Origin of the sequence: Phocaeicola sp. RTP21198st1_B8_RTP21198_201120 (assembly GCF_040929485.1) — a bacterium.
GTDB classification, from domain to species: domain Bacteria; phylum Bacteroidota; class Bacteroidia; order Bacteroidales; family Bacteroidaceae; genus Phocaeicola; species Phocaeicola dorei.
On record NZ_JBCOCI010000005.1, the window covers coordinates 25,948 to 49,749 of the forward strand.

The 23,802-nt window shown below is 45.3% G+C and carries 12 protein-coding genes; 2 read left to right on the forward strand and 10 right to left on the reverse strand.

The features are described from left to right. Nucleotides 1-390 precede the first annotated feature (390 nt). Both AB5935_RS04240 and AB5935_RS04245 read right to left on the reverse strand, forming a co-directional pair. Nucleotides 391-981, reverse strand: coding sequence for a DUF417 family protein (locus tag AB5935_RS04240; protein ID WP_007844979.1), 591 nt, complete (start codon nucleotides 979-981; stop codon nucleotides 391-393). A 92-nt stretch (nucleotides 982-1,073) separates the two neighbouring features. After that, the gene (locus AB5935_RS04245; RefSeq protein WP_007838194.1) at nucleotides 1,074-1,910 is read right to left on the reverse strand and encodes an AraC family transcriptional regulator; all 837 of its coding nucleotides are present in this window, start codon (nucleotides 1,908-1,910) and stop codon (nucleotides 1,074-1,076) included. Nucleotides 1,911-2,225: 315 nt separating this feature from the next. On the opposite strand from AB5935_RS04245, the gene AB5935_RS04250 reads away from it, so the two are divergent. Continuing rightward, nucleotides 2,226-5,363 carry an ATP-binding protein gene (locus AB5935_RS04250; RefSeq protein WP_038609243.1) on the forward strand — a complete coding sequence of 1,046 codons (3,138 nt, stop codon included), beginning with the start codon at nucleotides 2,226-2,228 and terminating at the stop codon, nucleotides 5,361-5,363. 461 nt (nucleotides 5,364-5,824) lie between these two features. Here the strand turns inward: AB5935_RS04250 and AB5935_RS04255 are convergent, their stop codons facing one another. Genes AB5935_RS04255 through AB5935_RS04270 form a run of 4 tightly spaced genes read right to left on the reverse strand, consistent with a single transcriptional unit; the run spans nucleotide 5,825 to nucleotide 14,691 of the window. Further along, a complete protein-coding gene (locus AB5935_RS04255) occupies nucleotides 5,825-7,165 on the reverse strand; it encodes an alpha/beta hydrolase family protein (protein ID WP_038609240.1) in 1,341 nt (446 codons plus the stop codon). Between the two features lie 8 nt (nucleotides 7,166-7,173). Further along, nucleotides 7,174-8,514: a glycoside hydrolase family 28 protein gene (locus AB5935_RS04260; protein ID WP_038609238.1), complete on the reverse strand. Its 1,341-nt coding sequence runs from the start codon at nucleotides 8,512-8,514 to the stop codon at nucleotides 7,174-7,176. Nucleotides 8,515-8,571: 57 nt separating this feature from the next. Further along, a complete protein-coding gene (locus AB5935_RS04265; RefSeq protein WP_038609235.1) occupies nucleotides 8,572-11,328 on the reverse strand; it encodes a glycoside hydrolase family 78 protein in 2,757 nt (918 codons plus the stop codon). 51 nt (nucleotides 11,329-11,379) lie between these two features. After that, complete coding sequence (locus AB5935_RS04270; protein ID WP_007838188.1) at nucleotides 11,380-14,691, reverse strand: MGH1-like glycoside hydrolase domain-containing protein; 3,312 nt, start codon at nucleotides 14,689-14,691, stop codon at nucleotides 11,380-11,382. Nucleotides 14,692-15,010: 319 nt separating this feature from the next. On the opposite strand from AB5935_RS04270, the gene AB5935_RS04275 reads away from it, so the two are divergent. Beyond that, a complete protein-coding gene (locus tag AB5935_RS04275; RefSeq protein WP_368327336.1) occupies nucleotides 15,011-17,122 on the forward strand; it encodes a KamA family radical SAM protein in 2,112 nt (703 codons plus the stop codon). An 88-nt stretch (nucleotides 17,123-17,210) separates the two neighbouring features. Here AB5935_RS04275 and AB5935_RS04280 read toward each other — a convergent pair whose 3' ends face one another. The 4 genes from AB5935_RS04280 to AB5935_RS04295 all read right to left on the reverse strand — a co-directional run bounded on the left by AB5935_RS04280 (nucleotide 17,211) and on the right by AB5935_RS04295 (nucleotide 23,774). Then, a complete protein-coding gene (locus AB5935_RS04280) occupies nucleotides 17,211-19,544 on the reverse strand; it encodes a TonB-dependent receptor (protein WP_007843845.1) in 2,334 nt (777 codons plus the stop codon). Between the two features lie 131 nt (nucleotides 19,545-19,675). Continuing rightward, entirely contained in the window at nucleotides 19,676-20,014 is a 339-nt protein-coding gene (locus tag AB5935_RS04285) for a hypothetical protein (RefSeq protein WP_007838183.1), read from the reverse strand. Nucleotides 20,015-20,017: 3 nt separating this feature from the next. After that, nucleotides 20,018-21,760 (reverse strand): bifunctional metallophosphatase/5'-nucleotidase, encoded by a 1,743-nt coding sequence (locus AB5935_RS04290; protein WP_007838181.1) that lies wholly within the window; start codon nucleotides 21,758-21,760, stop codon nucleotides 20,018-20,020. 4 nt (nucleotides 21,761-21,764) lie between these two features. Further along, nucleotides 21,765-23,774: a sensor histidine kinase gene (locus tag AB5935_RS04295; protein WP_007843842.1), complete on the reverse strand. Its 2,010-nt coding sequence runs from the start codon at nucleotides 23,772-23,774 to the stop codon at nucleotides 21,765-21,767. Nucleotides 23,775-23,802: the final 28 nt, after the last annotated feature.

Sequence of the window (23,802 nt, forward strand, 5' to 3'; positions counted from 1 at the left end):
ATAAGAGACAGCCTGCGCTGACTGCTACAATTGCTGCTGCGCCTAGTACCATTTTAGTTGCTTGTTTCATAACTTAATATCTATTAATTTGTTAATTTCAAGTTTGGTTTAACATTTCTGACGCTAATGTAATGACAAATATTGTACGGTTGTACCGTTTGTCAGAGATTTTTTTCCTCTTTTAACACAGATAGATAAGCACTTAACAGGGGTTAACCGCAGAATCTGCCAAATTTGCATTCATTATCAATAGCTGACAGACAGCAAGATGACACAGGATACAACTTGCCTCATAGATAGTTATGTCTTGCAGGAAATACTTGCCTCCCGCTGAAATACATCCATATACACCCCTATAAAAGGGCATGTCCGTGACCGGTCTTTCTAACTTTACTTTTTCAACTGGTTCAATACCCTTCTCGCACTATCCGAAAGAACAACAACAGCTCCTGCCAAAATAGCAGTATCTTTAATGACCAGACGGCCGGCGCCCGTCAGCAGAGGGAACCCCTGTTCGCCACTTCCCAAATCGGGGACCCACACCTCAGGCGTTGTCACAAGGAAAGACAAAGTGCCCAGTGTCATGACAATAGCCAGTCCGGCCCCTACCAAACCGATTTTTGGAGAGAAGATACCTAAAAACGTCAAGATACCGATTCCCATAATCAAAATACCCAATCCATGAGAAAACCCATAAGTATTGTTCTCTTCATGCCACTGGTGCTTCGCTTCATCGAATTCGCCTTCTTTCAGCTTATATTCTTTATATTCAGGAGCGTCCTTGGTATAAAAGAAACTCATAAAGGGACTGTTCGCCACAAAAGGCACAATTCCTTCGGCTTCATAATTCCAGAATTTCAGACCGCCAATCCATACAAAAATTACAAGGATTGCCACACGGATAAGATTGATACCCAGTTTTTGGGCAGATGCTGCTATTGTTAAAAACGCAACAAACAGAGATTTTAATTTTGTCATCATTGCTTTCATTATTAAAAGATTTAACTTCCTGGTGCAAAGGTCGGCAGTTTTCCCTCTCCAGTAAATGGCAATTCCCCCATATAGGTTGGCAATTATTCCCGTTTCTCTCTTTTCCGGTATTCCGAAAGGCTCTCCTTGTTCATTTTCTTAAAGAACCGGCTAAATGTAGCCAAATCCTCAAATCCCAGAATCTCACTGATTTCCTTCGCACTCTTGCCCGTATAAAGCAACAGGCGCTTGGCTTCCGCATCCACGCGTTCATGAATGACACGCAAAGGAGAAGAAAGCCTGTAAAGGGAAAAGAGATTGGAAATGGTCTTGGGAGAACGACACAACATATCAGCATAATCCTGCACTTGCTTCTTCTCCTTAAAATGACTGTCAACCAGCACATAAAACTGACGAATCACATCAAACGTGTTCTCACGCCCCGGGTCTACATCAAACATTTCACGGGCTATGCGGGTACAAGTGATAATGAAACGTTTCAGAATAATACGCAACATTTCTTCCTGCAAGTTGTCTTGTATTTCACACTCCCCTCTGAAAATATCGACAATACTGTCAAGACGGGCCGACTGGGAAGGCGAAAGCTTCAAACGCATGACACGGGAAGAACCGTTAAACAGGAATCCGTTACAAGACACCTCGCTGTCATGCCCGTAAATACAATAAAAGTTACTATTGAATAAAAAAGTGAGGTATTCACCGTCCACTCCCCTTATCTGCACATGATGCAAAGGAGTGAGCGAAATCATTTCCTCTTTTTCCAGATGCATCACCACATGATCCACTTCCACATCCAGCGTTCCATGCCGCACCCATATAAATTTATAAAGACTCCCGTCACGTTGCAAAAAGGAGTTTTCATGGAAACAGGAAGTCATTGCTATATTTCCATTCAATTTAGTACTTAAGTGATATTCCATAACTACCTTAAAATAAGATGAGGGGATAAATATAAAGCTATCTCTTCAGATATAAAAGAGATAACGCAAAAGATATTTCTCATCCTCCCTCTTTTCCTGCCTTTCACCGGCATTTTAAATCATTGCCATATAAGTTGGCCAAAGTTCCCGTTTAAAATGTTCACACCTGGACATACAGGAAGTTCCCCACTTCAGTGCGTTTCTTTTAATATTTGTTAAACATTTATTTTTCTTCGTCCACTCCCTGATTTAATAGTACATTTGTTTCATCACAAGCATCAGAGCGATATATTTAAAGAAGAGTAGAAAACAATAATGGATAAAAATCGTAGGAGAATCCGTATAGGCTATATTCAATGGCTGCTGATATATACCTATATATGTACCATCTTCTCATTCACCTGTGAAGCTGCCAATGCACAGGATCGTACCGGGAACGAAGAATATGTGCTGATTTTAAACAGCTATAACGAATCTTCTCCATGGAGCAACAGCATTACCACCCCCATTGTCCATAAACTAGCCGGAACCAAAAATATAGACGCCTACATAGAACATCTGAATTTATTCATGGTAGGCGATTCTGCTAAAATAGAAAAGTTTTCAGAAACACTTTCCTCAAGATATGGCTCCACCCCTCCCCGTCTATTGGTATTTGTAGGAAGCATGAGTCTGATTTTCAGAGAAGAGATACAAGCTTTATGGGGTACCGTACCTACTATTGTCTGCGGGGCAGACCCCTATGTGTATCCTGAAATATTCTACAGGCAGAGAGATACAGTCACTCCCAAAGAAAAGACACACATGAGCGAACTGGCCCAAGAATACAATTTCACCTACATGCATACCCCTATCTATCTGGAAGAAAGTGTGGAACTGATGCTGCAAATGATTCCCGGCATGAAAAGACTCATCTTTTTGGGAGACGGGATTTATCCCAATCCCGAATATGACCAACGACTGCGGGAATTGATCCAAACAAAATATCCGCAACTGGAATATAAATACATCTCTTCACGCACCAATACTCTGCACCAGTTATATAATGCTGTACGTAAGGCAGACAAGACTACAGGCTTTCTGGTATCCACTTGGTTCACCGAATCCTTCACCTCGGACAGCTTTCTGATAAACGCTTACAGAAGCATTTCCAGCATCTCCGCCCCTCTTTTCACCATCCGCTATGCAGGTATGGACGACGGAGGTATGGTAGGAGGATACATGTACAATGAACAAGCCTTCACCAAGCAATTATTGAAAACAATTGACGACATCCTCGGTGGAAAAAGAGCCAGTGACATTCCTTTCTATGAGCCTCAGGAAGCACACCCCACCTTCAACTATACCAGACTCATAAATAAAGGGCTCGACCCCAAGCGATGCCCCGATGACACCATTTTCTATGACAAGCCTGTCCACTTTCTGAACAAATACAAATGGTTTATCCTGATTGTGCTCATGGCCTTCGCACTGATGGCTGTAACACAACAAAAACGCATTCAGATGCTGAAAGTCCTGAGACGAGCCCAACAAAATGAAATAGAAACAAACGCACAATATATCAACCTGGTGGATAATATGCCGATTCTTTACATGAAGGAACAAGTAATATGGGATAAAGAAGGAAATATTATAGACAGCATTTATCAGGATGTCAACCGTTATTTCGAACGATGTTTTTTTAAAAAATCCGATATAATAGGGAAAAGGGCCTCCGAAATCTTTCCCGAATCTTTACCGGAATTCACCCATTTCATGAGTATCACCTTGAAAGAAAAGAAATCGATCACATTCCCATATTATTTTAAAACCGTCAACACCTTCTATGATGTTGTCCTGAATTGCTCCACTGAACCGGATATGGTCGATGTGTTCTGCATGGACAGCACCGAGTTGCACAATGCACAGCAAATGCTAAGCGCCACGAACCATAAACTTTCCATGGCACTGGAAGTAGCCAACATTGTACCTTGGAAATGGAACTTGAAAGACCATACCATCTTGTGCGACCTTAACCGCCCCATTGCCATGGCAGCCATGCCGGGCAGCATCAGCGAAGATCAGTTGAGCGTATCGGACAAACAATATTTCGCCAAAATTATCAAAGAAGACCGTCCACGCGTGATACAGGCCTACCGCGACCTGGCAGACGGAAAAATAGAGAAAGTGAAAGAAGAGTACCGTGTACTGGCCAATGATGGAAAACATTGGAAAATAGACTGGGTAGAAGCACAAGCAGCCGTAGAAACAAGAGACAAAAACGGAAAGCCGCTGACTTTAGTCGGTTCCTCACTGATTATCAACGAACGGAAAACAATGGAAAACGAACTGCTTTCAGCCAAGGACCGCGCGGAAGAATCCAACCGGCTGAAGTCCGCTTTCCTTGCCAATATGAGCCACGAAATACGCACTCCGCTAAATGCTATCATCGGTTTCTCAAACATCCTTGCTACTGCAGAAGAGGAACAGGAAAAGCAGGAATATATCAATATCATTGAAAGTAACAATACGTTACTGCTGCAATTAATCAGCGACATACTGGACTTATCAAAAATAGAGGCCGGCACACTGGATTTCAGTTATTCCAACGTGGAACTGAATGATATCCTTTCCGAAATAGAAAGCGTGGTCCGTTACCGGACGGAAACCAGCGGCATTCAACTGATTGCACACAAAGGACTTCCCTCTTGCCCCATAAAGACAGAAAAGAACCGCCTGATGCAAGTTTTGAATAATTTGCTGAACAACGCCAGCAAGTTTACCTCACAAGGAAGCATCACCTTCGGCTACAAACTATGCGGCAGAGAACTTTATTTCTATGTTAAAGATACCGGTTGCGGCATTCCAGCCGACAAAGTGAACTCCATATTCGGACGTTTCGTCAAACTGAACTCTTTTGTACAGGGTACAGGACTGGGATTATCCATTTGCCAGACGATTGTAGAGCACATGGGAGGACGCATCGGCGTAGAATCTGAAGAAGGAAAAGGATCCACTTTCTGGTTCACCATTCCCTACCAGCCCGCTGATGCGGATAACAAAAAGGAAGACAAACATCAGCCCATCTCCGTGCAGAAAGACAAGCTGACCATTCTAGTTGCCGAAGACAATGAGAGTAATTACCGGCTGTTCCAATCTATCTTGAAACGAGAATATAACCTGGTTCATGCTTGGGATGGAAAAGAGGCGGTCAATTTGTATAAACTCCATAATCCTCAGATAATTCTGATGGATATCAATATGCCGGTGATGGATGGCTATGAGGCCACCCGGGAAATACGAAAGCTATCCTTGGATGTGCCTATCATCGCCGTTACCGCTTTCGCCTATGCCAGTGATGAACAACGGGTTATGGAAAATGGCTTCGACGGCTATATGGCCAAGCCCATCAGCGCCCCACAACTGAGACAACAGATTGCTGCCATATTACAGAAACGCATTATCTTATTATAACCTCCGCTTTTTCCATTATACCCGGCTGAAATCCGATTTAGAAACCGGTTTGAATCCGCAACTATAAACAAGAAAACAACCGAAAGCGCCACAAGGATGGAGAATTAAAGATGATTATAACATAAATGCAGAGTTAATTCATCGCTTCAGCTCCATTAAGTCTTTTTTTCAGTACCATTAAAGCATTTCTTACGGTTACCTTTTACAGACTACGACAGTAGTCCGTATGTTTCACTACGGCAGACCGTACAGTCCACTGTAGCAGACTGTACGGTCCACTGCCGAAGACTATAGTAACAGTCCGCACAAAAAGACTTAACAGTCCGTATGACAAGACCTGATATACCCGACAAAAAGTATTAACCCCCATACCTAAAAAAAACTCCCCCTTGCTCACCTTCACAGGCTATGCAAGAGGGAGATTCTACACTAACTCTTAACCTAATAAATAAACGACAAAATCATTCTTTATATCTTAAGGCTCCGGCTGGCAGTTTCTCACCTTTCTCACCAAAGCTCTTCAATGCGTTTTCCGATTCAATGGTTACTTTACTTTCATCCAGCATTCTCCGGTCAAGGCCGAACACGTTTATAAAGAAATCATAAACCGCATTCCGCTTGTTCGGACCGAAATCATGACGTTCTTGCGGCAAATGTACATTGCTCACCTTGTCCGTCGCACCATAAAAACCGTAGATGCGTTGCAAGTAAGGATATTCCAAACGAGGAACCGTGGCTGTCCAGTCTCCTCCGTCGGAAACCACCAGCATGGGACGCGGAGCAAACAGGGCGGCCAGTTCCGCATTGCAAGTTCCTCCACCTGCCAGCTGGATGGGCTTGCCACTTTCACACGGGCAACCGCCATCAAAGTGAGAAGCCAGACTGACCACAGGGGCAGCAGCTGTAAAACGGTCGTCCAAAACGGTAAGCAACACCGTCTGCGTTCCTCCGCCGGAACCACCGTTCACGCCGATGCGTGCAGGATCTATATCTTTACGGTTTGCCAGCATATCATCCAGTATCAGCAATCCGTTCATAGCCTGAATGGTGTGCGCATCACTGGTATGGTGCGCTTCCGCACCCACCTGCAAGGCGGATTCTCCCCAACCATACAAGTCATAGTCCACACAAATAGCCCCCATACGCGCCAATGTAGCCATACGTTGCTGTTGGTCCTTCCGGTAACGTCCCTGTCCAAAATGGCCATTGGGGCAAATAATAAGTGCATGTTTACCTTTGGAACGCGGTGCATAAACCGAACCGCAAACATAAAGCCCCGGCAAGGTCTCCAATGCAAAATTCTGCACGGTATATCCATCGAATTTCCGTACTTTCGAGAGAATAGGCTTTGCATCCTTCACTGTTCCTTTCAGCATATCATCCAATCCCAGACGTTGGCGCACTTCCTTTCGGAGTATCTCCCTGCGCTGTTCCCACTGATCTTTATCAGTATACAAGCCACTAAGATATGACAACATTTTTTCTCCATCAACATCCGTGCGGCGTGCATACTCGTATGGTTTCAACTTGTACACGGTATCACTTTGCTTCACGAATTTATAATCGAAAGGAGAAAGCACATTAGTCAGGGTTTCTTCCAATGAATAGGGACGGATACGGAAATCGGCATACGGAAGGATACGCCCCACCGTATCAATATCATACTTCAAGCGGACCTGGAAACGGGCGGCAACGTCATTCAACACATCGGATAACGGACGTGCGAACCGAGTTTCATAAGTTTGTGCAGACACAGCGGAAAAAGAGAGTGCCGCCATGCACAAAAGCATCTGTTTTTTCATCGGGCAGTCTATTTTATTTCTTTACCATCCACATACACATCATCCAGCACCAAGTCCTTACAATCTTCAAAGACACAGCGTTGCTTGGCATTCTGAATATACACATCACGCATCACAATACCGGTAATAGGCGCTTCGGGCAGGCCCACCACCATAATGGGGGTATTCACATCACGGACCGTCACACCCGAAACATAGATGTTACGAAATTCCGGAGTGCGGTCACTCTTCGGTTCGGCAGGCATCTTGCTATATTTCAGATTGAGAACAATAGCTTCTTTCTTGATATTACTCATCACAATATTGCTTACACGGATATCCTCCACAATGCCTCCGCGGCCACGAGTGGATTTCAGACGAATCCCTCGGTCTGTACCATCAAAGACACAATTGCTGATGGTCACTTTCTTCACTCCCCCACTCATCTCGCTGCCGATAACCACACCACCGTGTCCGCTCAACATGGTGCAATTGGTAATGGTGATATTCTCGCAAGGAACACCCAGTTTACGCGCTTGCAAGTCACGTCCGGATTTGATGGTGATGCAGTCATCGCCTACCGAAATGTGGCAGTCGCTGATGTGTACATTCTTACAAGACTCGGGGTTGATGCCATCCGTGTTGGGGGAAGGCACATTGTGGATGGTAATGCCTTTAATAGTCACATTGTCGCAAAATTCAGGATTTACAGTCCAGAAGGGAGAGTTGATAATCTTCACGCCCTCTACCCGTACATTCTTACAACGGATGGGATGTATGAAAGGAGGACGGAAAAAGCGACGGTCCAGTGTGCCATGCCAGTCTTCATTGGTTTCAGCGTAAAGGGCTTTCAGGTCGTTTTCCTTCTCGAACATGGGCTGGTACTTGTTGATGTTTCTCTTGCCGTTATCTCTAAGGTCTACCAGTACACGGAAAAATTCAGTCCACCATGCCTTACCCTGTCCATCCAGAGTTCCTTCTCCCTTGATGGTAATATTTTCTGCATCCACGGCGTAAATCAACGGTTGGAAACTTTTCATCATGATTCCCTCGTGACGCACTTCGACATAAGGGAGGAAGTCGTCAAAGTTCTCCGAGAATTTCAAGGTGGCTCCTGCTTCCAATTCTAATGTAATATTACTTTTCATGTGGATGGAACCGGTGAGATAAGTTCCTGCGGGGAAAAAGAGTGTTCCGCCACCATTGGCATTCAAGCGGTCGATGGTAAAATTAATCAATGTCGTGTTTAATTTCCGGCCTTGTATATCGGCACCGGCTTGCTGCATATCCACACGCTCGGCATGCAGAAAAGACAAACTGCAAACACATAACAACAGACTTAAAAAGGTACGTTTATTCATATCGTTCATTAATTGATTTTAGTTTTACCAAACACCCCCAGGGGGCTTTTCCTATGAAAGCTGCGTTTATTTCTTAAAAGAATAAGTTCCGCTTTCCACTATCTTCGGCTCTTTCTCATTGGGAAGGAATACGCGTGCCGTACACCCTACAGGTATCGTTACTTTCAATGTAAAGACTCCATTCTCGCGTGTCCAGTCTACTGCAACCTTTCCATAGAGAGTTTCAGTCGAAGCCCGGACGTATGTCAAATCGCCTACCGGACGGGGACGTATTTCTATTTCCTTCATTCCCGGTTTTCCCTCAACGGTGCGGATACCCGCCAGCGAGTTGAAGAACCATTCATCAATCTGTCCCATCATAAAGTGATTCCACGAAGAACCTTGTCGCGGATCCCATTGCTCGGTCAGCGTGGTAGCTCCAAATTTCAGTTGGAAACCATACCCCGGGGCCTCTTCATGGTTATGCATGGTGTACATCAACTCATTCAGTCCGTTACGGGCTAGCGTCTGGAACAAATAACGATTTCCCACATCACCAGTAGTCAGCCGGTTACCATGACGTTTTATATCCGCTACCAAGTTATCAAGTACCGCCTGTTTATCTTCGGCAGGAACCATTCCGAGAAACAACGGCAGGGCATTACTGCACTGACTTCCCGTACCATACTGACGAGTATCCTTATGATAAAACTCCCGATGGAATGCTTTATTAATTTCTTCACCCAAATGAGTGTAATATGCTACATCATACCTATTATCCAGCATACGTGCCGCCTCCACCAAATAGCGAACAACCATATAATAATGGGCGGTAGCTACTAAAGGAACAGGCGTATTACGAGAAAATCCGGCCCGGAAATCTCCATAATCATACCAATCGCCCAGTCCGAAAGAAACGATTCCATCATTGGCACGGGTAGTCATATAATCAATGTAACGGCGCATTCCGTTATAGTATTTTCTAATCAATGAATCATCCCCATACGTCTCATAATACATGAAAGGCAATACCACAAAGGTACATCCCCATTCGGGAGATTCGGCAAAAGCATCCATACCGGGACCCTCGAACACCACATATTCCGGAGCAGTAGTAGGAACCGCGCCATTGGCATGCTGTGCATCGGCTATGTTCTGAAGAGTCTGAGGAAGAAAGCCTGTCAAATCATAATTGTAAAGCAAACCGGGACCACACAAATGATCTTGTTCCAACCAACCCAGTTTCTCGCGATGAGGACAATCGGTAAACACGGACTGCATATTACTTCGCACCGCCTTCTCTATCAGCCGATGGGCCTCATTGAATATACGATTGGAACATTGGAATGTGGATACCTTAGGAGCCGAATTATAAACAAAGCACGATTGTATCTTCTGGATCACCGGAAGATGCAAGGTGTTTTTTTGCCCTTTCAGCACAGCGCCTTCCACCTGAATATACCGGAAACCATAGTAAGAAAAACGAGGATGCCAAGTTTCCACTCCTTCCCCTTTCAGGGTATATTCATAATAATGTTGTCTGCCGGTCTGACGCTGATTGCAAGCTCCTTCATCCGACAGGGATTCGGATACAAGCAGAGTTATTTTCTGCCCTTTCCTTCCACGGACGGTAATTTCGGGGAAACCGGCCAGGTTCTGTCCCATATCCAGCACAAAGGCAGACGGATCTACTGTCCGTTTGGTTGACTTGCAGGCAGCTGTTATCTGTTCAGCGGTGAGCTTGGTCATTTTCCGGATATCATAACGCTCCATAATCTTCACCGGTTGCGCTATCTGCGGACGAAGCACCCCTTTGGGGGCTTCCTGAATCACGACAGGACGCCAATCCTGCTCTTTAAAACCGAACATGTTCCAGCCTTTCTGCTCACGGCGAGCGTCATAATCTTCTCCGCCATAGATGCAATTGAACAGTACGGGACTGAAATCGTACTTCCAGTCCTTTCCGGAAACAATCGTTTCACTGGTTCCGTCTTCATAATTCACCACCATCCGGAAACGAAGCGTGGGAGCGCCGAAACTGATTTGCAGTTTACGATAGCGGCCGCCTTGCACATTGTAAAATCCATTTCCCAGCAGGACTCCGATAGCGTTACCGCCTTTCTTCACTTGCGAGGTGACATCATAAGTATTATAATAGACACTTTTGTCATAGTCGCTCCAAAGGGGGGCAAATTCGCTGTCTCCCACTTTTTCTCCATTCAGCGAAAATTCATAAAAGCCCAAGCCACATACATACGCTGTGGCGTCTTTCACTTTCTTTGCCACATGGAACTCGCGACGCAGATAAATACTTTTCTTTGCCAAAGTATCCACAGCAGCCCAGGCGGCCTTTGCCTCAGGCTTTTTCAGTTCACTGCCATGATATTTCCGGCCTTCGGGTATGCGGGCATCCTTACGGGTAATGGCCCCAATCCATTCACTGCCGGCGAAAGCCGCTTCGGAAGTCAGGATACTGAAATCAGAGGGCGCACTCCATGCCGAAGGCGTATCAGCCTCATCCCAGACACGGACACGCCAAGTATAATGCCTGTCCTTCGCCAAGGCCGCATCCGCACAGGAAACCAACTGGCTTCGAGCGGATTTTACTTTGCCGCTGTTCCAGACTACTTTTCCTGCCCATACATCCCGAACCTCTATCTCATAAGCAGTCTGCCGCGTGCCATTTTCCGGCGAACTCATCTGCCATCCCAAACGAGGGGCATCAGAGATGGTCACTCTTCCTTCGCGCATCTCACACGTCAGGCGGGTAATAGTTATGTCTTTCGCCTGCACGGAGAAAGACATAACTAACAAAGCGGCTATTAAGAATTTTCTGTAATTCATTTTTCTTTCAACAGTCTATTTATTATCTTAAGACATCCCCTTTATTCAAAATTATAGCACATTCTCACAAAGAACACGGGTCAATGTATCGGCATGTCCTACTTCCTTTCCATCCACATAGATATGCAGACCTTTTCCACGCTGGTAACGGCTACCGTCCTTATCCCACAAAATAGTGAGGTTACGGCCATGATACAACACATTATCCAAACAGAAATAATCCCATTTTCCTTCGGGAATCAACGGATTCACCTCCACTGTGTTATCCATGCGCGGACGGAGTCCTATCAAACCGGTAATCATCAAATCATTAAAAGTAGAATGATTGTAATAACGGCTGCGTTCCTGATCCCCTTTCAACCAATAACCGGTTACCTCATCCAGATACTCGCCGATGTAGGGACGCCCACGATGATGTTGCGACTCCACATAGCGTTCCATTTGATGGAAATACACGCTGTCTGTCAATACAGTCTGAGGATAATTATTCATGAAATTGGCCATTGCAGTCAAAGTCTGTGCAGATGCAAACGGCCAGATAGCCCCATCCCATTCACACTTACCTACGCCATGCGTACGGAACTCAGGATGACGGCGCTCGGCAGTGGTAAGTCCGTAAGGTGCGGAAAAACCTTTCTCGTCCATCACTTCCTTCCATGCCACATCGTATTGGGAAGAAGCATCCGGCAAATTGAAATACCAAGGGATATAGCCGATAGCCTCGCGTACCTCGGCGGACGCATCTCCACGCATCGTTTCAAAGAAATGGTGGTCTGTGTTCCACAACTTATCCTGTACCAACGTTTTAATGGAGTCGGCTTTCAATCCATATTTCATGGCCATGCCCTCATCTCCTGTCATGATGCCGATAAGAGAGAGCGCTTTGGCGTTGCCATACATATAACTGTTGATAGTAGGACGGGCATATTGCTTACGACGACCTCCACTGATAGATTCCTCCATGCCATCCTGCACATCTCCCTGCCAGTAAAGTCCATTGGACAGGCGGTTTGTCTTTTCCCAACGGGCATATTCCGCTTCCAAATCCTTTACCATATCCAACAAGAATTCCTTGTTTCCATCGACCATGTAACGTCCCAGTACCGCATCCGCATTCCACGAGCTAAACTTGGTCATTTTGGCCATCGGGCCTCCTTCGTTACCCCGATACCAAGTATGGATAATCTGATTCAAGTATTCCGGGTTACGCAACCAGCGGCTCTCATAAATATGATGACCGATGGCACAAGCTATCAGATTGTATTTATCGGCATACGAACGGTTTACCAAGAATTCGGTCATACCATAGCCCACCGGAGTTTCCTTGATGTGCTTGCGCAGCGTCCACCAACGATAATAATACATTTCCTCGAAGTTCTTTTGAGAGCACTCGAAAAGAGGTATGTTTTCTTCCATCCATTGAGATGCGCGGGCATTGGGAACAGCCTGGGCTATATTCTCATCCTCCATGCTGTTGAAATAATCCACGTAGGGCTTGAAATCCTTATATTTCAAGAAAGCCGCACCGGCATCCTTATCAGCAGAAGTCGTCTTGAAATTGGCTATACGATAGGTGCACAAAGGTTCTTGCTCACCTGCATTCGGCAGAATGCCATACCAGTCTGCCGGGGTATCCACCGTAGGATAAGTCCGTTGCGCTCCGGTGCGGAACATCACTCTCTCAATGGCCGGAACGGGAGCAAAGAACATACGTTGTCCTGCTTTCTTTCCATCCACGTAAACGGTTACCATACGGTTAGCAACAGAAAGTTCCACTTCTACCTTATACGTCTTGCCCGGTTCATACTTCAACAAATTACCAAACCGCGCACCTCCTTTGGCACGGAAAAGTCCGTCGGAAGTCAATTCCAAACGAGAACAGGCAATACCGTTTTCATCTAGGAATTCTATTTGCAAAAGGCCCTTATCGTTCTGCTCCGCCATCAGTTCGAAAGAAACTTTAAGCTCTTTTGTAGCAGGTATCTTACGCTCCACACGGGCATAATCGAACAAATCCTTATCTTGCAGCACCAACCATTTTCCATCCAATGATACGGGAGCCCACTGCAAAGAATACAAATTCCAGTCGGTCAGTTCATTCAAATCTTTATAGTTGGCAAAATTATCGTCAGCATGTGCACTGGCATGTGCGCGGACGGGCACAGGGATATGAGAAACCCACATGTCCTCCTTGTTCACACTGTAAGTCACCCACAAATCACCATCGGGAGGAGTTCCGTTACCTTCCTGAATACCCCGTACATACTGAGGCCCGAATGATTTATAATTACCTCCGTAACGCATCGGTGTAATTTCGCCATGCACCAAATTCAAGGTCGTATATTCCAGCCCGTCCTTACTGAGCGAGATAGCCAGCGGCCAACGGAACTCGGAAGGATTATACACCGTGGCGTATGTACCGTCACTCAAACGCTGCCCCCAAATCTTCGCATTACTGTTAACAAAGCCTTTCGCACGTTCCACCGGTTGCGCCCACGTATTTCCACCATCCTCGCTGATGGAAGTCAGGGCATGTTTCCACAAGCTTACCAAACGACCGTCGGGCAAAGTATAGTCACAATACGCTTTGTATTCTTTGTGTAAAGGAATCAACGGGTCATTACGGTCAGCTTCCTCCACCCACTGCATACGGTAACGAGGATTGTCCAGAATCTCCTGACAGGCTTTTACAAATTCCTTGTCTTTGCTGCGTTTAAAATAAGGATAGGATGTATTCTTTTCATTAAACGCATGGTTATAGTAAATAAAATAAATGGGACCGAACGAACCGTCTTTCTTAATCTCGCGAACCACACGGCCTATTCCGTTCCCGTCATTCGGGTCATCTTTCTTGTCCAGAGCTACGCCATAGTTTCCCATAGCTATCAACCTGCCGCTTTTTGATACATAGAAGCCTACACGCTGATGCATGATGGCATCCAGATCTTTCGCCTTGTCTGTACGTCCGGGCTTGGTATAGCCATCGGGAACCCGGTAGATAGGGAAAAGAGTCACCGGATTTGTCCAGTGGTATCCATCTTTTGAAGTCATCAGGAAAGTCTGTGAGGGAGGAATATGCTCGTCTGATGGATCGGAAAGATAATGCATATAGAATTGTCCGTTCCAATAAGCCAACATGGACTGATGATTGTATGTCCATCCATTGCCGTTATCGGGTGCAGGATGTTCCCGGTTGGCGCGCATCACCTGAATATTGTGTACTCCTACCACAGGTGATAATTGTCCGTCATGATAGGTAGGGTTAGACAGCTCTGTGCCTGTATAGTGTACTCTATCTTGAGCCGACACCGAAAGTGCCAGCGAACAGGCTGCTGCAAAGGTAAAAAGTTGTTTCAGTTCCATTTATTTACTTCTATGTTGTTTTTCCATCTATTAAAATGAGGTTTCTCTTCAGCTTGATTGGCCTGCAAACAAGCAAAGCTCTACAAAATTACGAATTTCTTCGTTTCCCGATAAAAGCTCCGGGCTTTAAAAAAAGACGAAAGCACAAAGCAAATGTACTCTATAAAATAATGCTATTTATAAAAAACGTCTTTTTGTTAAGGAATTTGCATAAAAGAAGCTTTTTTACTATCTTAGCAGCATGAAGTTAACAGTTTGATAACTTTTCTACGAGAAATATGTTATTTATAGTATTCACTTTTTTAACAACCGTTTGCTTATGAAACAAAAGAATAAGATGTTATCCACCCATGGCATTAAAACACTATTCGAAACCCGATTAACCCAACTCACTTCATTGGCTTCAGAAAGCCAGGATGAAACAGCTTTCAAAAACAAGCTGAACGATTATCTATTATCCGGTCCTATTTACAATCCTGCTGCCGCAAGGCAAATTAAAAGACTGATAGATAACGATGGAAAAACCATTTACGAAGCCTCTACAGAACAGGAGATTAAAATAGAAACCATCTCACTGCTTTGGAAGTTTTTAACGAATAGTATCATCAATGAAGAGATTTCCGTTGATTTATGGATTGACCTGTATCACCAGTTTGACCGGCTTTATCACGAAGAGGAGGAACTACCTAATGAAAAACAAGTGCAACAATGGATGAAACGCTGGCCCAGCGGACTGAATGAGGATGTCCGGGCTATCCGCCGACAAAACAAAGAGCGTATTATCTCCCTTCTTATCCAGAAAATAGAAAACAGACACGCGCCCTCCAGCCGCTATCTTTTTCCCGAAGGAAGCACGGAAGAGGACAAACGCCAGCTGGTCTGCCAATGGTGGAACGAAGCCCGTTTTCATCTGGCAATGGCCATAAAAAGCCCTACCGAACTGAACCGAATGCTAGGCAACTCCCTATCCGAAGAGACCTTGCAGCTTTATCACAAAGCACGCAAGAAAGGAATGCCTGTCTTTATCACCCCTTACTATCTGTCTTTGTTGAATCCTACGGGGAAAGGATATGATGATACAGCCATACGAAGCTATATTCTGTACTCTCCCCAACTGGTGGAAACATACGGTAACATCCACGCATGGGAAAAAGAAGATGCTGTGGAGGACGGAAAGCCTAACGCTGCAGGATGGCTGCTGCCGGACGGACACAACATTCACCGCCGTTATCCCGATGTGGCCATTCTTATCCCCGACTCGATGGGACGTGCATGCGGCGGCCTGTGTGCATCCTGCCAGCGCATGTACGACTTCCAAAGTGAACGTCTGAACTTCAACTTCGAGGAATTGAAACCGAAAGAGAGCTGGGACAAGAGGTTGAGAAAACTGATGGAATATTTCGAGAACGACACTCAGCTCAGGGATATCCTGATTACGGGAGGCGATGCATTGATGAGCCAGAACAAGACCTTGCGCAATATATTGGAAGCCGTCTACAAAATGGCTGTCCGCAAACGAAACGCAAACCTGCAACGCGCCGAAGGAGAGAAATATGCGGAACTGCAACGAGTACGCCTGGGCAGCCGGCTCCCGGTATATCTGCCCATGCGAATCAATGACGAACTATTGGATATCTTACGTGAGTTCAAAGAAAAGGCATCTGCCGTAGGGGTCAGACAATTTCTGATTCAAACGCATTTCCAGACTCCACTGGAAGTAACACCCGAAGCGCGTGAAGCTATCCGCAAGATACTGGCAGCCGGGTGGACTATCACCAACCAGCTAGTATATAATGTGGCGGCTTCCCGTCGCGGACATACCGCCAAGCTGCGCAAAGTATTGAACGGATTGGGTGTATTGTGTTACTACACTTTCTCGGTAAAAGGTTTTGAAGAGAACTATGCGGTATTCACACCGAACAGCCGTTCCTTACAGGAGAAAGAAGAGGAAAAAAGATGGGGAAAACTTTCCGCAGAGCAAGAAAAGGAGTTTTTGAACCTGTTGAGAAACAGTAAAGACCGTGCGGCAGCCGTACAGCGTTTCTGCACCTTCCATCAGATTCCTTTCGTAGCAACAGACCGCAGCGTACTGAACCTGCCGGGTATAGGCAAGAGCATGACTTTCGTAACTATCGGTATGACAAAAGAGGGAAAACGGATACTGGAATTTGACCATGACCCAACCCGCCAGCATAGTCCGATTATTCATCAGATGGAAAAAATATACATCAAGGAAAACAAGTCTATCTGGCAATATATGCTGCAATTGCAGGAAATGGGCGAGAAGAAAGAAGAATATGCCAGTCTGTGGAAATATATGGAAGGAGAAACAGAACACCGCTTCCCCTTATATAATTATCCCGATCCGGGATTCCGGATTACAGAAAAGTATAGTCACTTGTCAGTAGTTGGTAATAAATCAATCTGTTAATTTGTCAATGTGACAATGTGCTAATGTGCCATGCGGAACAAAGCGTACCCCATTGACATATTAGCACATTGACAAATCAGCAGATTATTCAATTCGTAATCTTGATCCCCACAAAATACGTTCTAGGCTGTGTAGGCCCATAGAAATAACCCGAGTCACGATAACCACCTTTGTCCAAATCCTTTTGGAAAGCATTAAAAATATTCTGTACTCCACCGTTTAACTGCAATTTGATATGGTCATTCAATACAAATGTGTAATTCAGTTTCACATTCAAATCAAAGAAATCAGGAGTATGCACCATTTCATCTTTAGCGATATATTGTCCTATATATTCCTCGGGCAACTCTGTCGGTGCGAAATGCGGCACATGCATCCGGCCTGTGTACACACCGGACAAGGAGCAGTCGAAATTCTTGAACGGAGCAGATGTCAATGTGAAATAACCGTAATAGTCAGGAGTACGGGGCATCCGCTTCACCGGCGCTACCTCAGGATTCTCACTCCATGCCTCCAGCTCGGTATATTCGCTGCGCTGCACCGTGAAGCCCACCTGTAAAGCCGCATCACGTCCATGTGCAATCTTTCCGTCCAGATTCACGCCATACACACGTGCCCCGTTACCGTTGCGACGCTCCTTCACCTTGTTACCGTTCTCGTCATGGCCCATATCCTCCAGAACAAACACGTCATCCAATCCGGTATAGAACCCTTCCAATAACAAATTGGTCTGGAAATGACCGATATTCGCCGTCCAGTCAATGGAGCCGCTGATGCTGTTGGAATGCTCCGGTTTCAGCCCTTCCGCCAACTTGATAAGCACGCCCTCACCTCCTACTGCGGTAACATGCAAATCCTCATCGTATGCCTGCGGCGCACGGAAACCGGTAGACCAGGTAATACGTGCCTGTAGTTTGTCACTCGGTTTGTAGAGCAGGTTCAGACGGGGGCTGAAGATAGGATTGTCAATCAGGTTATGGTCATCCAGACGGAACCCGGCCAGGAATACAAACTGATTCATTTTCCATTCGTTCTGCACAAAAGCGCTGGCAATACGCACATCCTGTTTCATATCACGGTGATAACCGGTCATAACATCGTGCAGGGAGTTGTTCTGATACTCCAACCCGGCGGTAAAAGTAGCAGGAGAGAATAAAACTTTCTCAAAATTACCCACATACATGCCACCTGCCACCCAAGTCAGGTCTTTCGTCTTTCCGTATGCATTCGCATCCTGTTGCGCACCATAATAACTGTTACGGTCGGTATGCTGGATGGAAGAATAGAAAGAAAGCTTATGCTTGTATTCTTTCCAAAACAGATCATAACTCAATCCGCCACTATTGATGACATGCTTGGTCTGTTCGGTGATATCCGTTTCGTGCGGCTGCAAATCAAATTTATTCCCTCCGCGACGGAACTCATTCGTGGTATGATATTCCAGACTGATACGGCTGAACTGCGTAGGACGGTAATAGGTACGCAGCCCGAACGTATTCATGTTCAGCTTTCCCAACTCCGAGAAACCGTCCCCGTCCGCATCATACGGATTACGGTTCCGATAAGACTGATACAAAGCGATGCCATATGTATTGTCTTTTGACACCAAAGAGGCGTTGGCTCCCATATACTGTTCCCACACCTTGCCGTTCATATTGGACATTGTTGAAGAAACTTGAAATGAATTGTTGATGGGGTCTTTCGTGATGATATTGATGGTTCCGCCCACTGCATTAGCACCAAACAAGGCCGACCCTCCTCCGCGGACAACCTCTACACGCTCTATCATATTCACCGGAATCTGCTCCAAGCCATATACACCGGACAGAGCACTGACTACCGGACGGCTATTGATAAGAATTTGCGAATAAGGTCCTTCCAGCCCATTGATACGTACTTGAGGGAAGCCGCAGTTCTGGCAGTTGTTCTCCACACGCAGCCCCGACTGGTAATTCAAGGATTTAGCCAAATCGGTAGAGTTCACCGATTCGAACAGCTTGGCATTCATCACATTGACTACCACCGGAGCCACCTTGCGACTTGTCTCATTGCGATTGGCCGATACAACCACCTCGTCCGTCATAATACTTTCATCACTCATCAAAAAATGAACATCTACCGTGAAGTCGTTACTGACGGTCACTTTCTTTTCCTGTGTCTCATAGCCCAGTAACTGAACCCTCAATGTGTACTTTCCTGCCGGAACCTTCTTGAAACGGAACTCACCGTCCTCGTTACTCACCGTACCCTGCCCGGTTTCCACAATCAATATGGCAGCATACGGAAGGCTGTTCTCCGTGCCTTTTTCCACTACATGACCTGAAATCACATTGCCTTCCTTCACAGGATTTACATCTTCTGCATACGCATTGATACCCGCACCCATCACCATGAGCACGAGTAACAGAATATATTGTTTCATCTATTTTTTTTCTATTACTAAAATGTTTCGGTTTATTCAATAAAGAATGTGTGTAGCCCTATGGCAAAAACACATTCCCATCTGTTAAAGGGATTGTCCGAATGTATTCCATCAACAGATATACCTTTGTTTCAGCAATGAAAAGGAGGAGCGCGCAAATGGATACATTGCGCGCAAAGCGCTTTCGCGCGGAAAGTATTTATCTTATATTCCAAAACATACAACAAAGGACGGAATACAGTCATCTCGGCCTGAACCTCGGCCTCCAAAGTATGAATAGTGCTCAGATGAGCAATAGAAATAACCTGTCCTGTGGTATGCGTATGGTGTTTGCCGGACGAAGGATGAGAGTGCACAATCATCACCCCGTTCACAATATGAACGTGGGTAAACAAGGTGATGCTTACCTGATACGTTAAAAACAGCGTCAGCAGTAATAACGGGGCTATTATGTACCTTCTCTTGCTCAACTATTATTTCTTTTCCTCGCCAAACAGCAATTGATAGTCTTTTTTTGCGGCAGGCACAGTCCATTCCTCCGGAATAAACTTCCACTGGTGCATGGCATGAGGATGCAGCACTTTTTCCTGCTCAATATATTGCATCAGATAATAACGCAAATCCTTATCGGTTGCAAAAATAATACGTTTTGCCAAATCTTCCTTGGAAATTCCTGCTCCAAGGGTCAATAAATCTCCGCCACCGTTCCCACGGTAAGAATTCAAAGCCACTTTATAAACCTTATCCATACTGAAGGGAGTCCCGTCCGACATGCTTTGAATCGTGATTTTCTCTCCTGCCGGCTTGGTCACGTCCACCGTATAATTAATACCTGCGGCAGAATCAAAGTTAAAGCTGAAATTCTTGAAATTAGCACGCTTTCCCTCCTCTACCGGCTCCTTGAAAAGCATCAGGTGGTCCTCGGGACTCTTCATCTGATTAGTCCAGATGGCGTATGCCATTTCCAGGAAATCTTTAATTTCCTTGCCCGAGAGTTCCATCACATACAGCATGTTCTCGTACTTGTACAAATTAAACATATCACTCACATAGATGTCTCCTTCTTTAATCTCTGCCCGGAAGGACAACGGAGCACAGAAGGACACTTCAGCACCCGAAATTTCCAATTGCAACTGATGAATCAGGTCTATGAAAGGAGAAGAACCGAAATAAGCATCCTTCGCTGTGATGGTACGTGAAATAGTACCGATTTTACGGGATACGAAGTCATTTACAGCCTTATATTGAGGAGCGAATTTATCCATAAACTCCTGGCTGACAGGATACTTGTTCATATCCGCCAATCTGCCCTCCACCGACTTCGCCACCACTTTCCCGTCTTTCTTTGTTACGGTCAGGGTCACATCCGAAACCACATTGGCATTGTTTGCCGGATCAATGACCAACACACTGTCTCCTGCCACATTCTGCACCTTTACACATTCCCTTGTATGGTCGTGCCCCATCAGCACCACATCAAAGCCCGGGACCCGTTTGGCAACATCCATAGAGGCATCTTCCACCACCTGTCCCAACACGTTGCCCGACTTTCCGGCATGAAACAATCCCACAATGACATCGGGGTTCTCTTTTTCCTTTATAATCTTCACCCACTTACGTGCGCAGGGCTCCATTTCCTCAAAATGCAGGCCACTCCATAACTTCTCCGGCAACCATGAAGGAATGGCCGGAGTAATCATACCCAGAACCGCTATCCTCACTCCGTCACGCTCCAACACCTCGTAGGGTTTCAGATAAGGTTTTCCGGTGGCATTGTCTATAATGTTAGCCCCCAGTACCGGAAAATCGCACTGTTTTATCCAACGGTCGTACACCGCATGCCCGGTCTCTACGTCATGATTACCCATATTGCCTACCACACATCCCATATAATTCATCATATCCGCCGCCACATGGGTAGACACGGTATCCATAAAATTATAATAGTAAGCTGTAGGCTGACCTTGCAGGATATCCCCATTATCCATCAACAGGCAATTATCCCCATATTTCTCACGCTGCTCTTTCACAAAGGAATGAACACGGGCAAGACTTCCACTCCATTCTTTCCGTTCGATAAAGTTATACGGAAAGAAATTCCCGTGCACATCACTGGTTTCTATAATCTTGATAACCACTTCTTTCTGATTATTGGATGCAGACACCTGCATACCCGCCCACAACAGCAGGGCGCTGATACATATTCTATATTTCATATCTCTATTCTTTTTCTTTTTTAGTTAAAGGATGCGTGAATACAAACCGGGCGCCTTCGGTATAATCCTTGTCCACCCATATCTTACCTCCCAAATTCTCGACTATCAGCCTGCTGATGGCCAATCCCAGCCCTGTACCTTGGGAATATTCATTCAATTTCTCGAAACGTTCAAAAACCCTGTCGCTCTTATCGGACGGAATACCGCAACCGGTATCCGACACAGACAATTCCAACTGTTGATGCTGTTTGTCTATGGCAATCGCCAATTTAATAGAACCGGACGGGGTAAATTTAGCGGCATTGGACAACAAATTAATCAATACTTGCTTCAGGCGCTGGGCATCCGTCTTGATAACCAGCGAAGCTACAGGAGTTTCGAACAGAAACAAAGCGCTGGTCTTGCGTCCATACTCCGCTGTAGACAAAGCCGTCTGACACAACTCTACTACATCACATTCCTCCCATACGAATTTTATTTTTCCGGATTCCATGCGCGAGATGTCCAGAATATCATTTATGAGGTGCAACAACAAATCGGAATTCTTCTGAATGATATCACAATACTGCGCCTTCTCGGCAGGAGAGGAATCATCACTGACCAACACGCTGGAAAATCCCACAATAGCATTCAACGGAGTGCGTATCTCGTGGCTCATATTGGCCAGAAAAGCTGTCTTCAGCCTGTTGGATTCTTCCGCTTTCTCCTTGGCTACCAACAACTCCTCGCCAGACACTTCCAGATGATGTTTCAAGTGGTTGATACGGATAATATAATATATGGCTATCAAGAAACAGGCTATCAGGAACATGAACGCCGAAACAACCCCTATGACCCAATATTTATACTGCTCATAAAGCGAAGGAGTCTTGTTCACCAACACCGCTCCCTGAGGAAGATTCAATGAATCCAATTTGAATTCATGCAAACGCTTTATATCAAAAGTATAGTTTCCGGGAATAGTCACCAAGTCCACCCCTTCTCTATCTCCTTTATCCAAAAAATCATAAGTAACCGCGCCTATATTCTTTCCTACCGCATGGTATTCGGGAGTATATCCTCCCAATGCCCAATGTCCCAATCCCACAGATGCGATAGTAAACACAGGCAGGGTAGGATTCGCATCACGCAGCATATAAGTCGTATTACCAATAACATAACTCTCCGTACAGTCCACACGCCATGTTCCCAACAATACACACGTATTTTGAGGCAATCTGCGCATCCTTTCACTCACTTCCATAAAGGTTTCCGTACGACCGTCCAGCCAAATCGTCTCTAAATCAGGGTACTTCTCCATCTCCTTTTTAACCAAGGCTTGCATAGACAGCCCGCCATAGGTATTATCCGATATAAATGCCACACGGCGCATATCAGGATAAAAGCGACGCATCAACTCTATGTTTTTATCGACATCATATTCATATACATAACCGGCAACAATATTATAATCGCCGAAATCCGTATAAATATTCTTACTTTCAGGTTCCCATACCCGTGTGTCGATACTATCATCAGGCAATACCAGTCCGTTGACACTGACCATACCACAGATGGACGGAGTCTTTTTAGCTATCTCCGTGTCTTGTGAAATATAAGCCGACCATGCCTCCTGCCCCAGCAATATAACCAGTGACGGACGGTTTTTCCCTTTATACTTACCAAGGATGGAGGCCATACGCGATTTCCACAGATAAGCCTCGGACAAATTCTTGCAGTTCATACTCTCTATGATCGGAGTATACTTGCCGCCACGCTGTCGGTATTCATCCATAAAAGCAGACAGGTTGTCAGAAATACTACGAGTTTCGGGGTTATAAGAAGTGACAATAAGGATAGGCCCTTCCGGGGTTGTTTCCGCCTTCACAGGACACAGAGCAACCACAGGAAGCAGCAGGACTAATAGCATAAAAAACCTGAATATGATTGCCAATCCCCTCATTTCCTTTAGAATAATTTCTAAAAATTCGCTGCAAAGATAATAAAATAAAAACAGAACACAACCAATTGGCATGTATTTTGTTTCCCTTAAAGCAGATGAA